Origin of the sequence: Dysgonomonas termitidis, from assembly GCF_042654545.1 — a bacterium.
GTDB lineage: Bacteria > Bacteroidota > Bacteroidia > Bacteroidales > Dysgonomonadaceae > Dysgonomonas > Dysgonomonas termitidis.
Window position 1 is genome coordinate 180973 of the sequence record NZ_JBHSGN010000156.1, and the last position, 15804, is coordinate 196776.

Genomic DNA, 15804 nt, shown 5'->3' on the forward strand with positions numbered 1-15804 from the left:
TTAGGATTAACATCTTATACCTAATTGATTTTAAATAGATAAGAACGGATTATGCGCAGCCTGATAAACTTTTTATTAAAAAATAGTTCATGGTTTGTTTTCATTATTCTTGAAATAATCTGTTTCTCTTTCGTTTTTAGCGGAAATTCATACCAAAAAAGTATATACTTAAACTCTTCCAATGAAATAACGGGAAGGGTTTATGCTATATCAGGGAGCATCTCCTCTTATTTTGGGTTAAGAACAGAGAATCAGCAACTTTTGCAGAAAAGTGCTGAATTGCAAGCCGAAATAAACGAACTGAAAGACTATATATTTGCAATAGAAGCCGATTCGTTGAAAACAGAAGCTTTCTTGCGCGATTCGTTAGGGCAAAGGGTTGAGCCGCATTTTGTTATTGCCCGGATAGAGAAGAACAGTATCTCTCTTGTTGATAACTACATAATTATCAATAAAGGTAAAAAAGATGGTGTGCGGCCCGATATGGGCGTTGTTTCTCAACAAGGAATAGTCGGTGTTGTCATTGATGCCAGTGCTAATTACGGTATAGTACAGCCCGTGTTGAATCCGCATAGCCGCTTTAGCTGTAAAATTTTGAACTCGAATGCTGCCGGAATCCTTATCTGGGAAGGGGGAGACCCACGTTACGCAATGCTTACCGAATATCCTAAATATGAGAATGTACAGATAGGAGATACGATTGTAACAACCGGCTTCTCGGACTTCTTTCCCGAAGGTATAATGGTTGGCACAATAGAAGGATACAAGAGTGAGACAGATGATAATTTCAATAGCTTGAAGGTAAAATTATCCACGGACTTTGGCTCTCTCAAAAATGTACTTCTTATTAACAATACTAATGAGGAAATAAAAGAACTGGAGAATAAGATTAAAACCAAGAATGTTAAAAAGTAGTGTCATAAAATATGCTTTGATGTTTGTACTGCTTGTATTATTACAGGTTTTGGTACTTAACAGGATTTCTTTTCTAAGTTATGCTGTACCTTTTGCATATATCTACTTTGTACTGAAGTTGCCTGTAGGGTTCAGTAGAAACCTGTCTACCTTATTAGGATTCATACTCGGGTTCATTATCGATATTTTTTGTAATACACCCGGGATGAATGCAGCAGCTACTACTCTTATCGGATTTCTTTGCCGTCCTGTGCAGGGACTGTTTTTTATGATAGACGACTATGACGAACAGACGCCCGGACTAAGGCTGCTGGGAACAGCATATATGAAATTTGCATTCTTTTTGACTCTTATACATCATATAGGACTAATCTCCATAGAGTCATTTTCTTATTTCAATATAAAACTTGTTATAATAAGGATATTACTATCAACAGTACTCACAACTATCCTTATTTTTGCATTTGAAGGATTTTCGTTAAAGCAAAAGAGTTCATGGCAAAAATCAACTTAGACCTCACTAAACGAAAATATGTTTTAGGCGGGATAGCCTGCAGCATAGTGCTTATATATATAATCCAATTGTTCAATCTGCAGATAGTCAATAGTGAATATAAAAGTTCTGCCGATGGGAATGCATTCTTCAACAGAACTTTATACCCTTCGCGTGGAAAGATATCCGACAGAAACGATAAGCTCTTAGTATACAATCAGCCTACTTACGACCTTGTATACATACCCCGGGAAGTACAACCTTTCGATACCCTTGATTTATGTAAGACTCTAGGTATTACGCGTGAACAATTCGATAAACGTTTGACTGATATAAAAGACAGGAGATTGAATCCCGGATACTCCTCATATACCCAGCAGACTTTTATGACCCAACTCACCACGCAGGAAAGCGGCATCCTTCAGGAGAAATTATACAAGTTCTCAGGCTTTTTTATACAAAAGAGAACACTGAGGCAATATAACTATCCTAACGCAGGCTTACTATTCGGCTATGTAGCTGAAGTAAGCAAAACTCAGATGGAAAACGACAACTACTATGTAAGAGGGGATTATGGAGGAAAATCCGGAATAGAATCATCTTACGAAAAATATCTGAGAGGAGAAAAAGGCATTGAGATACTGCTGCGGGATGCCCACGGCCGCATACAGGGTAAATACGAAAACGGAAAGAATGACATCGCACCAATTTCGGGGAAAGACTTAACATTGTCTATTGACATAGAGTTGCAGGCATACGGTGAGTATCTGATGCAAAACAAGGTAGGCAGTATTGTAATGATCGAACCATCAACCGGTGAAGTCTTATGCATGGTTACATCTCCTTCCTACGATCCGTCTATGTTGCTTGGCGGACGTAATTTCAAAAAGAACTATGTCGAACTGGAGAATAATCCGTTGAAGCCCTTGTTGAACAGACCTATACAAGGTATGTATCCTCCGGGCTCAACATTCAAGACCACGCAGGGATTAGTATTTCTGCAAGAAGATATTATCACAGAGAACACGATGTACTCCTGTGCCGGAGGATATCCGCCATTAGGTGGCAGGCCAAAATGCCATCCTCATGGTTCACCGCTGGCTTTAATTCCGGCTATTGCAACATCCTGTAATTCATATTTCTGTTATGGATTATCTGCTATGCTCAGCAACAGAAAGAAGTACAAAAGCACACCGGAAGCCTTTGAAGTATGGAAAGACCATATGGTAGATATGGGATTCGGCTATCGCCTGGGGGTAGACCTCCCTTCAGAAAAGAGAGGGTTTATACCTAACAGCAATTTCTACGACAGAGCTTATAGGAATAGTTGGAATGCTTCCACTATCATATCTATAGCAATCGGGCAAGGAGAAGTCACTGCTACTCCGTTGCAGGTTGCAAATCTGGCCGCAACGATCGCAAACAGAGGTAATTACATCGTACCTCATGTAGTGAAGAATATACAGGACACTCCGCTCGACAGTATCTATACTCATAAACGGGAAACCGGAATAAAGAAGGAACACTATCAATCTATAGTGGAAGGTATGGCCCGTGCAGTAACAGGAGGTACATGCCGTGGAGCAAACCTGTTGCCGGACATTGAAGTCTGCGGTAAGACAGGTACTGCCGAGAACCCCCATGGGAAAGACCATTCTATATTCATGGGATTTGCACCTAAGGATAACCCCAAAGTAGCTATATTTGTGATTGTTGAAAATGCAGGATTCGGAGCAACATTCGGAGTTCCCGTAGGAAGGTTGATGATGCAAAAGTATCTGAGAGGGGAAGTGCCTGCCAGCGATAAGTATATCGAGGAGCGGGTTGCGAATACAACCATATTGCCACAAACATTCTTTAACTGGAACCGGACTAACAAACGGACCATGGAATTTTCAGAACCTGCAGTTGTAAGCAATGATGTAGAGAAAGATGAAGTGAAACCGTTCACACTGGAAAGTGATAATTGATAATCATATAAGGGTCATATACTTGAGATGTATCAGAGAGAAGATGAAAACATAAAGAAGAGCCTCGATTGGTTTACCATAGCCTTGTATATGATATTGATACTGGGCGGGTGGTTCAGCATATATGGAGCCAGCTATCAGTACGAGCATGCCACCAGTATGTTCGACTTATCCGGACGGGCCGGTATGCAGCTGATATGGATGGGAACATCTGTTATTCTCGGCTTCATCATCCTGAAACTGGATAGCAATCTCTATGATATACTCGCATATTATATATATGCTGCTTTCATACTCCTCTTGCTGGCAACGGTCTTTTTAGCAACAGATATCAGGGGCTCGCGGTCGTGGCTCAAGATAACCAATTCGATACAAATCCAACCCGCCGAATTCGCCAAGTTCGCTGTAGCACTGGCTTTGGCCAGATTTCTCAATTCTTACAACTTTAAGTTACTTACGGCGCAGAACCTGTCTATAATAGCTGTGATGATTTTAGTGCCTATGGCATTGATTATGCTACAAAAGGAAACAGGATCGGCTCTCGTATATACAGTCTTTATACTAATGCTGTATAGAGAGGGGTTGCCGGGGATTATTCTCTTTCTGGGCTTATCCGCAGTTGTGCTCTTTGTTGTAGGGCTCAAATATTCGGAGACAGATATAGGTATCATTTCAACAGGAGAGTTTATATCCATTATATTGGTTATCCTTGTCAGCGCCATACTTGTTATCAGTTACCGTAAGGATGGTATAACCGCGCGAAATATATTTCTCGGAGCAGTGGTTATATTCGGCATCGCATACCTACTCACGTTAATCGATGTACCTATCGATTTTGGCATAGTAGCTCTTGTGGCTCTGGCTATTTTAGTCGGTTATTTGCTGTATCTAGCCAAAAAGCATTGGTCGAAAGTCTATATGCTTACAGCTGTATTCGCATTGGGCAGCCTATTATTTGTTAGTTCGGTCGACTACCTGTTTACCGACATAATGCAGCCTCACCAGCAGATGCGTATCAAAGTTACGCTAGGCATGGAAGAGGACCTGATGGGTGCAGGATACAATGTCAATCAGTCAAAGATCGCGATCGGTTCGGGAGGTATTTTGGGTAAAGGATACCTGAACGGCACACAGACCAAACTCAAATATGTCCCTGAACAAGATACCGACTTCATTTTCTGTACAGTAGGAGAAGAACAAGGTTTCGTCGGTTCTGTACTTGTCTTACTCTTATTCTTGGCCCTGATTACCAGATTGATATATCTGGCTGAAAGACAAAAGAATATATTTGGCCGTGTTTATGGCTATTGCGTAGCCTGCATCTTCCTTTTCCATCTGGCAATCAATATCGGAATGGTTATAGGACTAACTCCCGTAATTGGTATTCCCCTGCCATTCTTCAGCTATGGAGGCTCTTCCCTGTGGGGATTTACTATCCTTTTATTCATCTTCCTGCGCATTGATATGGCAAGGAAAAGACGATAGATAAAGTACTATATACCGGACAGATAATCTGACAGTTGTTCATAATTAGCTAACTTATCTACAATTTCATCTTTTTTTACTATCCGGATAGAAACAGCAGATTCTACTATTACCGAGAACAAGGTATCCTTCTCTTCTTCAACCACTCCAAAGCCATGTCTTTCCAGCATATTTTTGGTCCAGTGATATAAATATCCCTCTGCCTGCAAATATACCTTTCTGCGGCTTTCCCTGTTCGGTAAAAAATTCCCTGAATTCTTATCAAAAAGAATATTATCGCCCTTAAAGAAGTTGTCCATTGTACCGGATAATACAATATCTTCTGTTACTCCGCCAGTCAATCCTTTTTCCCGCGACAATAGCCATAAACGGTCGGCGAGGAGCAAAGCCAGATCTATATCGTGTGTAGAGAGCAATATTGTTTTACCCTGATTCATAGTCAGGTTGTGAAGGAGATTCATTACTTCTATGCGGCTCTCGATATCAAGAAATGCGGTAGGCTCATCCAATAATACAACCGGACATTGTTGCGCCAACGCTTTGGCTATCATGACCTTTTGCCGTTCTCCATCCGACAGTTCAGCGACATATACCTCCGCTTTATGTACGATGCAGACATCCTCCATTGCCTTTTGCACTATTTCTTTATCTTCTTTTGCCAGTTGCCCGAAAAATCCGGTGTATGGGTAACGTCCCAATTCAACTAATTCCCTGACTAACAATCCTCCCACCGAAGTCTTATCGGTCAGCACCAAGCCCAATAGCCGGGAGAATTCCTTTTCTGAATATAAGTTTACATCCTTATTTTCATAATGCACTTTGCCCCGCAAACTTGGTTGTGAAGCACTGATGGTCCGCAATAAAGTGGATTTACCTGCTCCATTAGCGCCGATCAGGCACACAAGTTCTCCCTGATACAAGTCGAAGGACAAATCTTCGTACAAAGCTGTCTTGTCCCTATGCTTTGTTTTTGCATAGCCTATACTTATATTTCTTGCAGATATTATCGCTTTTCTATTCATATTTGGTTATATACTCCCTGTAAAACAATGTTACATATTTTAACTATATATAGTTAAAAAGTAACAGAAGTAACAGGAAAACTAATATCTCAATTAGTAGATTTGCCGCTGTGCCAATTAACAATCGCCGAAGCGAAGGCGAGGCAATGGTGCGAGACGACAAAACTTGTAACATTAAAAAAAGTAACAAAAGTAATAATCATTTAAATTCTTTCTATTTCAATTTTAACAATATATCGCTAAAAACATGTATTAAATTAACCTATATTAATCCTATATAGTTAAAAGGTAACAAAGTATACAACTTTTCTCTGTTTTTAGTAATATTACTTTTTACTCATTACTTTCTGCATTTTACTTTATATAGATAAATCAATTGAAATATTGTATCTTTTTCTGGTTCAAAATCACATATATAATAACCGGGGCTCCGAATATAGGAGTTATCGCATTTAGGGGCAATGAACCCGAAGCACCCGGAAGCACACTTATCAGGTTGCATATAAGAGCCATTACCGAACCTATCAGAATAGTAAAAGGTAACAGCGACTTATGATTGGATGTTCCCAGCAGCAAACGGGCGATGTGCGGAACTGCCAAACCGATAAATGCAATAGGCCCGCAAAAAGCACAGGTTATTGCCGTCAAAAGGCCCGCGCATAATAGCAAAAGGAAACGGATCAATTTTATATTCACACCCAGATTGGTAGCATACCGTTCTCCTAAGAGCAGAGCATTCAACGGTTTAATCAATAAAACGGACAATAACAGGCCGGCACTTACCACTATGCAATAAAATGGTAGCTGCTCGGTGGATACGCCCGAAAAATCTCCCATGCCCCAAATCATAAACGAATAAGCGTCTTCGCTCGTGCTCCAGAATTTAAGGATGGAAATTATGGAAGATGTGAGATAACCAACCATAATACCGATTATCAGCAACATAACATTGTTGCGAATAACAGATGCAAAACCCATAATAATGGCAAGAATGAGAGCTGCCCCGAGAAACGCACCGAATACGATACTCATCGAATAGGAAAAATCGAAACCACCCACTGAACCTATCGTATTCCCTATCAGTAAAATAACAAGAGCCACACCCAGATTTGCCCCCGAACTTATACCCAAGATCCCGGCATCGGCCAAAGGATTACGAAAAGCTGTCTGCAACAGCAATCCCGATACGGCTATGCCCCCTCCGGTAAATAGTGCCGTGATGGCCTGTGGTAACCGCGACTGTAATACGATATATTCCCAAGCCTGCTTCTCAACTTCATTTCCTGCCAATATATCGAAGATAGCGTGAGCCGGAATGGATACAGAGCCCAGAAACAGATTTGCGGTAAACAAAACGGGAATACTTATTGTAAACAGGAGGCTATATATGAGACTTTTAGACATTAATTTTCTTAAGTTCTTTTGCCATTCCGAACGGAGTGAAGAATCGGGTGTAAATTTACGGAATTCTTCACTCCGTTCAGATATAACGTTCGACAGAACGAAGCAGAGCCTATGGCAAAATTTTCTATTTATTATGTTTAATACAATACTTTATATTTATCTCCGGTTTCTTTCACCACCTGCCGGTAAAATTCTTTCGGGTAACCTACGCGTTGCGGTGAAGACGGTTTTCCGTGTTCGTTACGGATAAACTCTCCGTCTTTTTCCTTGCGTACTACGCCGTCCATATATTTAATAACAAGGAACTCGCCCAGCTTCTTCCATTTGTCAAATGCATACTGTGCTTGTTCTCCACTATATTTAGTAAGGAACTGAACAGCTTGTGCCGGCGATTTTTCATATAATGCAATAGCTTCTTTCTCAGTTTTGTCCTGTTCGGCAAAGAATTTACTTTCCAGTTCCTTTTGTACCTTTTCCAGATCCGGATGCATATAGCTATATTTATTATACACCATGTTCGATACCCAGTTCTGAATCCAGAAACTGGATGTCCATGAAAAAGTATATAAATCTCCGTTCCCTTCACGGTAACATTCCGGAATTTCGGTAATAGAACAATACATCGGGGTGAAAACTGTCTGGTCGGCATCGTCTGTACCAAACCAAAGAATACCGCCTATTGGATCAGGCAACCAGGAGCGCATTTGCGATGTAAATACAAATCCGGTTTGCTGGGTAGCCACAGGACGCTCATTACAATACTGGACCGAATCCGATTCCCAGGTCAGAGGAGCCCAGCGATATGGAGATTTGAACGGACCTGCGCCTATATCATTGCTCCAGTCCAGTTCGGTACCTTCATAATGGTCGCGCATCATTTCCTGTATATCGGCTATTGATAACTTTCTGTCGGGTTTAATGTATAGGGGCATTGGTTCTTGCGTCTTACCTTGGGCATAAGTCACAAATTTTGCCATATCTTTATTATAGCGGTTGAAGAAAGTCCATACACGGGCTTCACAGAAACGTTGTCCGCCAAAATCAAGTGGATTATAAGCCTTCGCGAAGCTAAAATCAGCATCCTTACCTGTATAATAGCCTTTTTCCTTAGCAAAAGAAATTACGTCTTTCGAATAGATGCAATTCTCCGGGTCGTTGAGCGGAAATTGTTGTATACGGGCCTGATTGGCATGAGCGGATATACAATCGTCAGGAATACGTACAGCTACCCAAACAGCGCCTTTGTTTCCTTTACCTTTACCTATCATCTCCAGTACCCAGATTTCGTTGGGGTCGCCGATAGAAAAAGATTCACCACCGCTATAATAGCCATATTCGGTTACCAGTTCTGTCATCACTTTTATCGCTTCCCGCGCATTCTTTGCTCTTTGCAGAGTTATATATATAAGGCTGCCGTAATCCATTATTCCATCCGGATCGGCCAGTTCTTCACGTCCGCCGAACGTTGTTTCACCGATAGTCACCTGATGCTCATTCATATTTCCCACCACATTATAGTTCTGGGCGGCCTGGGCTATCTCACCCATATATCTTCCGGTATCCCATTCATACACTTTCAGCATATCACCTTTAGCCCATTTTTTGGCAGGCCAATGGTAGAGTTCACCGAATAAAGCGTAAGAATCGGCAGAATAACTGATAATAGTTGAGCCGTCGAGAGACGCTTTTTTGCCGACTAAAAAATTTGTGCAGGCAAATACGTGAATCTGGGAGACTAAACAAAAGAAAGTAAATAAAAATATCTTCTTCATAGTTCTAATTTTTTTTAATGGTGTAAAGATAAACTTTATTATTTATATATAAGGAAGGCATATGAATAAATATACAAAAGTATTGCAACTGAAATTTACATAAGTATACAAGTTATAATATTCAAGAATATGTTGTGCAATATCCAAATGTAAATAGCTAAAATTGTATTGAAACATATCGACTCTTATACATTTGTAATTCTGGCTGAAATACACAGATGTATATAGTTAAAATAATATATTAAAATAATAATAATACATTATATTCCAGTATATTAATATAAATATTTGAAGCTATAATTTAATATAAAAATTAATAGAGTAGGGGATATAATGGTATTTAGGGGTTATATACGTCTATTTGTTATAATATATATCTAATTATTAGTATTTTAATTAAAATATGTAAAGTAATACTTATTCAATATATCAATATAAATACATTTGTATTCAGACTTGTTGTAAACAAAGTCAACAAACGTAAATAACAAATGTAAATAAGTAAAATTTCCTTTTGTAAAAAATATTATTTACATTTGTTACATCATTATATACATTACTATATATGAAAGATCGTATAAGATTAATAATGGAGCGTGAACATCTTACTCCATCAGCGTTTGCCGACAGGTTACAGCTTGGCCGGGCTGTTATATCACATATACTTAATGGACGTAACAATCCCAGCCTGGATGTGGTTACACGTATTTTATCCAGGGTCAATTATATCAATCCCGACTGGTTACTTACCGGAAATGGCGATATGATAAAAACTGATGGAGGAAAAACTTCAACTATGCATCAAGTATCTACTCCTTCATCCTATAATTACCATCCGGGTCAAAATCAACCGGATTTATTCTCTCAGGATTCTGTATCTCCGCCCATTCCCCGACCGGAAACAGAATATCGCAAGGAAAATATAGTTGATCAGGTTCAGAATGTACCTGAAAAAACTATGAATCAACCTGTTATGTATCAAAAAACTACTGAGCGAAAAATCAGTAAAATAATCATTTATTACTCGGATAATACATTTGAGACATTCAACGCCGATAATTCACCCTTATAATAAAAAATAAGAGGGTGTGTCAAAAGTAATTTTTACTTTCATTTTCTCATGTTGAACGGAGTGAAACATCTCGTGTCTGGAGGTTCGGGATTCTTCATTGCATTCAGAAACAACGTTCGGCAGAGCGAAGCGGAGCCAATGACAAAGAGGGTAATAATTCGATAGTGCAATTTGGCTTTTGACACACCCTCTTATTTTTTATGATAGGTACAGATTGGAAGTTCGTGTCAGGGTTAATCTATTATTTCGTATTCTACCGGAGTTGGATTATCCACATTATCTATGGCTGCCCCGATTTTCAATACATCATTTATAAACAATTTCTTTTCTTCTTTTGTCATATCCGACTCGAACCGGATTTTGAGGTTCAGTCCTGAAAATCCTGCGCGGTTGGCATCGTTTATACCTAATGCTTTTGAAAAATCAATGCTGCCTTCGACTTGCACAAATATATCTTGTATGGTTAAGTTACGCTGCAATGCCAAAAGCTGCATGGTAGAAACCACACAGCTCCCATAGGCTATGGAAAGCATCTCCGGAGGAGTTGGTCCCAAATCATCTGCGCCGAATGCTTTAGGTTGATCTACAATTATCGTATGATCACGCACCTTACATTCCAATGTACGGTTTCTTAATTCCGAAATTTGTGTTTTTACCCTATAAATAGCCGGATTATTTATACTGTCATTCTGAGCATAAAAGTTTACAGCTAACAGAATGAATAGGACGAGATTTATTATTTTTTTCATATAAATATCTTTTACTTGATTTTTTTTAGTTTTACCGTAAAATGCCGTAACAGATCGGCCTCCCATACTATTTCCACACCCTTAGTGATAGATTCGCGGCGGTCGAATATATTTTTCAATGCCGCGGCTACCACATTCATATGATTATCGGTATATACACGCCTGGGAATAGCCAGCCGCAATAAATCCAATCCGTCGAAACGGTTTTCGCGTGTTACAGGATCACGGTCAGCCAGTATATACCCTATCTCGCATCCGCGTATACCTGCTTCCAGGTATAGTTCCACTGTCAGGGTTTGCGCCGGAAACTGCTCCTTGGGCACGTGTGCCAGCACTTTAGCGGCATCAACGAATATCGCATGCCCTCCAGCTGGACGTTGATATGGTATGCCGTACTCGTCAAGTTTCTTACCCAGATATTCTACCTGTTTGATACGGCTCTCCAGATTGTCGAATTCGGTGTTCTCGTCAAGGCCTATAGCCAGCGCATTCATATCGCGGCCATTCATGCCACCATAGGTTATAAAGCCCTCGTAGGCAATTCCTTTTACCTTGGCCATATCATACCACGATTTCAGCCGGGTAGCAATAAATCCGCCCATGTTTACAATTGCGTCTTTCTTGGCGCTCATTGTCATTGCATCGGCATTTGTAAACATTTCTAAACATATCTCTTTGATTGACTTATCCTTATATCCATCTTCACGCATCTTTATGAAATAGGCATTCTCGGCAAAACGAGCCGAGTCGAACAACACTTTTTTGCTATACTTATCGGCCAAAGCGTGTACTTCCTTGAGATTCTGCATAGATACAGGTTGCCCGCCCGCCGTATTATTCGTTATGGTAACGATAATAAACGGGATGCGATCACCATATTTGATCAGGGCATTTTCCAGTTTCTTCACATCCACATTTCCTTTAAACGGGATTTCGAGCTGTGTGTCCTTTGCTTCATCGATTGTACAATCGAGCGCAACGGCCTTCCGGGACTCTATATGCCCTTTTGTAGTATCGAAATGGGAATTACCCGGGCACACATCGCCTTCATTTACCAGGCAAGAGAATAATACGTTTTCGGCAGCACGTCCCTGATGGGTCGGCAATACATATTCAAATCCTGTGATAAGGGTCACCATATCCTTCATATTGTAATAAGACGTTGCTCCGGCATAACTTTCATCCCCGAGCATCATACCGGCCCACTGACGGTCGCTCATGGCTCCTGTACCCGAATCGGTAATAAGATCTATATAAACCTGTTCGGATTTCAGTTGAAACATATTGTATCCGGCTTCTTTAAGCCATTGCTCACGTTCTTCTCTCGTACTTTTCCGGACCGTCTCAATCATCTTTATTTTCCATGATTCTGCAAATGGTAGTTCCATATATATATTTTAAGTTACAAATTATGAATTAGAGAATGTATATACTTCAATTGTATATATAACTCATCGACTAAAACCTGTTTGTTTTAGAAAATGATAAATAAATAAATGTTGGAGTAAATTTATAACGTAAAATGGTCTCTATCCTTAATATTAAGGAATATGGGGCTGAATAATGTGTTTTTGAAACTTAAAGCCATAGTGTACTATTGTTTCAGGTTTTAAATGATACAATAAAGATACAATTATTTTTCAAAAAATTATTCTTCCCTCGCAATTTCCTAGTACGCCCAAACTTTACTAACTTTGTACCCGAATAGAAACAGATATTTATCTCTAAAAAACCAAGGTAAATGAAAAAAATGCTGGATTTAGTTGTTACCGAAAACAACCAACTAAACCAAAGTTATTGCCTCATCAAACTTACCACCACAGACCATTCCCCTTTACCGGAGATGTTTCCCGGACAATTTGTCGAAGTAAGAGTAGATGGTTCTTCATCTACTTATTTGCGCCGGCCAATTTCCGTAAACTTTGTGGATAAAGCAAAAAATGAGCTGTGGCTGCTTGTACAGGCAATTGGCGACGGAACACGTAAAATGTGCGAATATAATAAAGGTGATATCGTAAACCTTTTACTTCCGCTAGGTAATTCATTCTCTGTCCCTACCGCGAAAGAAGGACAGGAATTATTACTAATCGGCGGCGGTGTGGGAACAGCTCCTATGCTATATCTTGGTGCATCCCTGAAAGAAAAAGGATTCAGTCCTAAATTTCTCTTAGGGGCAAGATCGAAGAACGATTTACTCCAATTGGATGACTTTGCCCGCTATGGAGAAGTGTTTTGCACGACTGAAGATGGCAGCTATGGAGAAACGGGATATGTTACCAATCATTCAGTGTTAAAAAACACCCGTTTTACCTCCATTTATACCTGTGGGCCAAAGCCTATGATGGTAGCTGTGGCAAGGTATGCAAACGATCATGAAATCAACTGCGAAGTATCTCTCGAAAACATGATGGCATGCGGATTTGGCGTATGTTTGTGCTGTGTGGAAAAGACCAGCGAAGGGAATATATGTGCATGCACAGATGGACCCGTATTTAATATAGAAAAGTTAACATGGATAAACTAGCTGTAAACATAGGTAAACTACATTTGAAGAACCCGGTTATGACCGCATCGGGTACTTTCGGTTATGGAAAAGAGTATTTGGACTTCATAGACCTATCGCGAATAGGTGGTATTTTTGTAAAAGGAACCACCATTCGACCTCGACAGGGAAATGATTATCCTCGTATGGCAGAGACTCCTTCCGGCATGTTAAATGCTGTGGGACTGCAAAATAAAGGCGTTGACTACTTCGTATCGAGTATCTACCCCGAGATAAAAGACTTCAATACAAATGTAATAGTCAATGTATCGGGTTCCACCATCGAAGATTATGTAGAATGTACCGAGAAACTGGTCGATTTGGACAAAATTCCAGCTATTGAGCTAAATATTTCCTGTCCGAATGTAAAAGAAGGCGGTATGGCTTTCGGGGTATGTGCCGATTCGGCTGCCGATGTTACAAGGGCTGTCCGCAGAGTTTGGGACAAAACACTGATAGTAAAATTATCCCCCAATGTGACCGATGTCACTGAAATAGCCCGTGCTGTAGAAGCTGAAGGAGCTGACTCTGTTTCTCTGATAAATACACTATTGGGTATGGCCATCGATATAAACAAAAGACGCCCTGTACTATCTACCGTAACGGGAGGCCTTTCCGGTCCATGTGTGAAGCCTGTTGCCCTGCGGATGGTATGGCAAACATATAATGCTGTAAAAATCCCGGTTATCGGTATGGGAGGAATCTCCTGCTGGCAAGATGCCATTGAGTTTATTCTGGCGGGATCGTCGGCAATTCAGATAGGTACGCACAACTTTATTGATCCTGCGATCTCGGTAAAGGTAGTGGATGGTATAAAAGAATATCTGGACAGGAACAATATCGGTTCGGTACGGGAATTAATAGGGGCTTTGGAGGTATGAATGAATTTGAAACAAACAATACAGAGCTGTTGCGGCTGATTGATGAATGGGAACCCAAGTTACAATCCTTACCGGAAGACGTAATCTCCAGTCGAAAAACGACTCAGGGCTGGACTATAAGAGAGACATTGGGACATCTTGCCGATTCGGCTTCAAATAATATCCATCGTATTATTCATCTGCAATACCAAGCCAATCCGCTGATTTTCCCCGACTATGCCAATATGGGAAATAACGACAAGTGGGTTGCCATTCAGAATTATCAGACCGAGGATTGGCATGATCTGATCCAGCTATGGAAATACATGAATTTCCATTCATTATTATCCATATTATCCGCCATGTAAATTCTGAAAAACTGGAAAATGAATGGATTACGGCTTTAGGGGATAAAGTATCCCTAAAAACGATGATCCTGGACTATCTACCCCATTTCAGACTGCATCTGAGTGAAATAGAGGAAGTGATTTAATACACCTCTTACACTTCTTCCGGAAAAAATCGCGGAAAATATAAAGGCACAATATGATAATGCTTATAATTGACACACAATAACTTATACGCTGGATAATTGTACCGTTGTACCAGACTTTCACATGTCCTTGTTTATCCACCGGAATTTGTACCAATCCTTTGGAGCTTTCACTCACAGGAAGCCTTTTGCCGTCCATTTCCGCCGCGTATCCCTTGTAATACACCAGGGGAAGTTCCAGGCTGTCAGGAATATACACATCTACATCAAGACTCGTTATTCCTTTATTTTTGCTAAATCCGGATATAGATGTCGCGGCATTTTTACTTTTCACGGTATCGCCCCTTGACCAGATATAATCAAAGCCAGGCAGCTTTGTGGGAAAATATTCTCCTCCCGCAACGCGCCAATATACAAGCAACGAATCTTTCTTCGAGTACTGCTGCAACTGTTCCCGCAATGGCGTATCTTTGCCTATTGTATATTTATAACCTCTCCTTTCGCTATACGAATAAGCATCATTATCGATAATTGTGTATATGAATACAAAGGTTACAAACACAACAATGCTTCCTATCAGCTGCTTTCTTGTTGTTCTAAGTATCTGCGACAAATAATACCCCGAGGCTATAGCAAAGAAAAGGCTGGAAAAGCCGAACAACCTCCACGGGAACTGGATAAAATCCAGCAGGCGGAAAGGAAAAACATCCCACGGGAATACATTTAAGTTTGGTGTAATATAGATCAGGCCTATGATTACACCAATATCGGCATATTTCAATTGCCCGGATTTATTACGGACAAAGAAACGTAATAAAACAGGCATAATAAGCAATATACCTATTGGCGGGAAAAAGTGCCAGGTATGTAAATTTGCGTAAATATCTTTCGGATAGGAAATTACACTTCGCAATACATAGGAAAAATTAAACGTCATATCTGTTATTCCTACAATACGGCGGCTTTTATCCTCAAAGTAAAATGTATCGGACGCCATCTGCTCCAGCATGGGAAACAGGTAATAACT

The 15804-nt window shown here is 40.2% G+C and carries 13 protein-coding genes and 1 pseudogene; 8 read left to right on the plus strand and 6 right to left on the minus strand.

The window, feature by feature from the left end; translation table 11 throughout:
- The first annotated feature begins 51 nt into the window (after window positions 1–51).
- The 4 genes from mreC to rodA are packed head-to-tail and all read left to right on the plus strand — an operon-like array spanning window position 52 to window position 4863.
- Window positions 52–915, plus strand: a complete 864-nt coding sequence (gene mreC / locus ACFO6W_RS24275) for a rod shape-determining protein MreC (RefSeq protein ID WP_380001393.1) — start codon at window positions 52–54, stop codon at window positions 913–915.
- Entirely contained in the window at window positions 902–1429 is a 528-nt protein-coding gene (gene mreD, locus ACFO6W_RS24280) for a rod shape-determining protein MreD (protein WP_380001395.1), read from the plus strand. Before mreC ends, mreD begins: the two co-directional genes overlap by 14 nt.
- Window positions 1411–3378, plus strand: a complete 1968-nt coding sequence (gene mrdA, locus ACFO6W_RS24285) for a penicillin-binding protein 2 (protein WP_380001397.1) — start codon at window positions 1411–1413, stop codon at window positions 3376–3378. Before mreD ends, mrdA begins: the two co-directional genes overlap by 19 nt.
- A gap of 27 nt (window positions 3379–3405) precedes the next feature.
- Complete coding sequence (rodA, locus tag ACFO6W_RS24290) at window positions 3406–4863, plus strand: rod shape-determining protein RodA (protein WP_380001399.1); 1458 nt, start codon at window positions 3406–3408, stop codon at window positions 4861–4863.
- Between the two features lie 8 nt (window positions 4864–4871).
- Here the strand turns inward: rodA and ACFO6W_RS24295 are convergent, their stop codons facing one another.
- The 3 genes from ACFO6W_RS24295 to ACFO6W_RS24305 form a co-directional block, all read right to left on the minus strand.
- On the minus strand, window positions 4872–5885 hold the full coding sequence (locus ACFO6W_RS24295; RefSeq protein WP_380001401.1) for an ABC transporter ATP-binding protein: 1014 nt from the start codon (window positions 5883–5885) through the stop codon (window positions 4872–4874).
- Window positions 5886–6257: 372 nt separating this feature from the next.
- The gene (locus tag ACFO6W_RS24300) at window positions 6258–7289 is read right to left on the minus strand and encodes an iron chelate uptake ABC transporter family permease subunit (RefSeq protein WP_380001403.1); all 1032 of its coding nucleotides are present in this window, start codon (window positions 7287–7289) and stop codon (window positions 6258–6260) included.
- Between the two features lie 137 nt (window positions 7290–7426).
- Window positions 7427–9061 carry a C69 family dipeptidase gene (locus tag ACFO6W_RS24305; protein ID WP_380001405.1) on the minus strand — a complete coding sequence of 545 codons (1635 nt, stop codon included), beginning with the start codon at window positions 9059–9061 and terminating at the stop codon, window positions 7427–7429.
- A gap of 565 nt (window positions 9062–9626) precedes the next feature.
- Between ACFO6W_RS24305 and ACFO6W_RS24310 the strand changes: the two genes are divergently transcribed.
- Window positions 9627–10133: a helix-turn-helix domain-containing protein gene (locus ACFO6W_RS24310; protein WP_380001407.1), complete on the plus strand. Its 507-nt coding sequence runs from the start codon at window positions 9627–9629 to the stop codon at window positions 10131–10133.
- 233 nt (window positions 10134–10366) lie between these two features.
- On the opposite strand, the gene ACFO6W_RS24315 is transcribed toward ACFO6W_RS24310, so the two are convergent.
- Together ACFO6W_RS24315 and ACFO6W_RS24320 are read right to left on the minus strand one after the other, a co-directional pair.
- Entirely contained in the window at window positions 10367–10882 is a 516-nt protein-coding gene (locus tag ACFO6W_RS24315; protein ID WP_380001409.1) for an OsmC family protein, read from the minus strand.
- A gap of 11 nt (window positions 10883–10893) precedes the next feature.
- A complete protein-coding gene (locus ACFO6W_RS24320; RefSeq protein WP_380001411.1) occupies window positions 10894–12270 on the minus strand; it encodes a tryptophanase in 1377 nt (458 codons plus the stop codon).
- Window positions 12271–12623: 353 nt separating this feature from the next.
- Here ACFO6W_RS24320 and ACFO6W_RS24325 point away from each other — a divergent pair, with 353 nt between their 5' ends.
- From ACFO6W_RS24325 to ACFO6W_RS24335, 3 genes are read left to right on the plus strand one after another with little or no spacing between them, the layout of a single operon-like run.
- Window positions 12624–13406: a dihydroorotate dehydrogenase electron transfer subunit gene (locus tag ACFO6W_RS24325; protein WP_380001413.1), complete on the plus strand. Its 783-nt coding sequence runs from the start codon at window positions 12624–12626 to the stop codon at window positions 13404–13406.
- Window positions 13394–14305, plus strand: coding sequence for a dihydroorotate dehydrogenase (locus ACFO6W_RS24330; protein ID WP_380001415.1), 912 nt, complete (start codon window positions 13394–13396; stop codon window positions 14303–14305). Before ACFO6W_RS24325 ends, ACFO6W_RS24330 begins: the two co-directional genes overlap by 13 nt.
- Window positions 14302–14652 carry a DinB family protein gene (locus ACFO6W_RS24335; RefSeq protein ID WP_380001417.1) on the plus strand — a complete coding sequence of 117 codons (351 nt, stop codon included), beginning with the start codon at window positions 14302–14304 and terminating at the stop codon, window positions 14650–14652. Before ACFO6W_RS24330 ends, ACFO6W_RS24335 begins: the two co-directional genes overlap by 4 nt.
- 87 nt (window positions 14653–14739) lie before the next feature.
- Here the strand turns inward: ACFO6W_RS24335 and ACFO6W_RS24340 are convergent.
- Window positions 14740–15804 (minus strand): annotated as a pseudogene (locus ACFO6W_RS24340) (hypothetical protein); the annotation flags it as partial.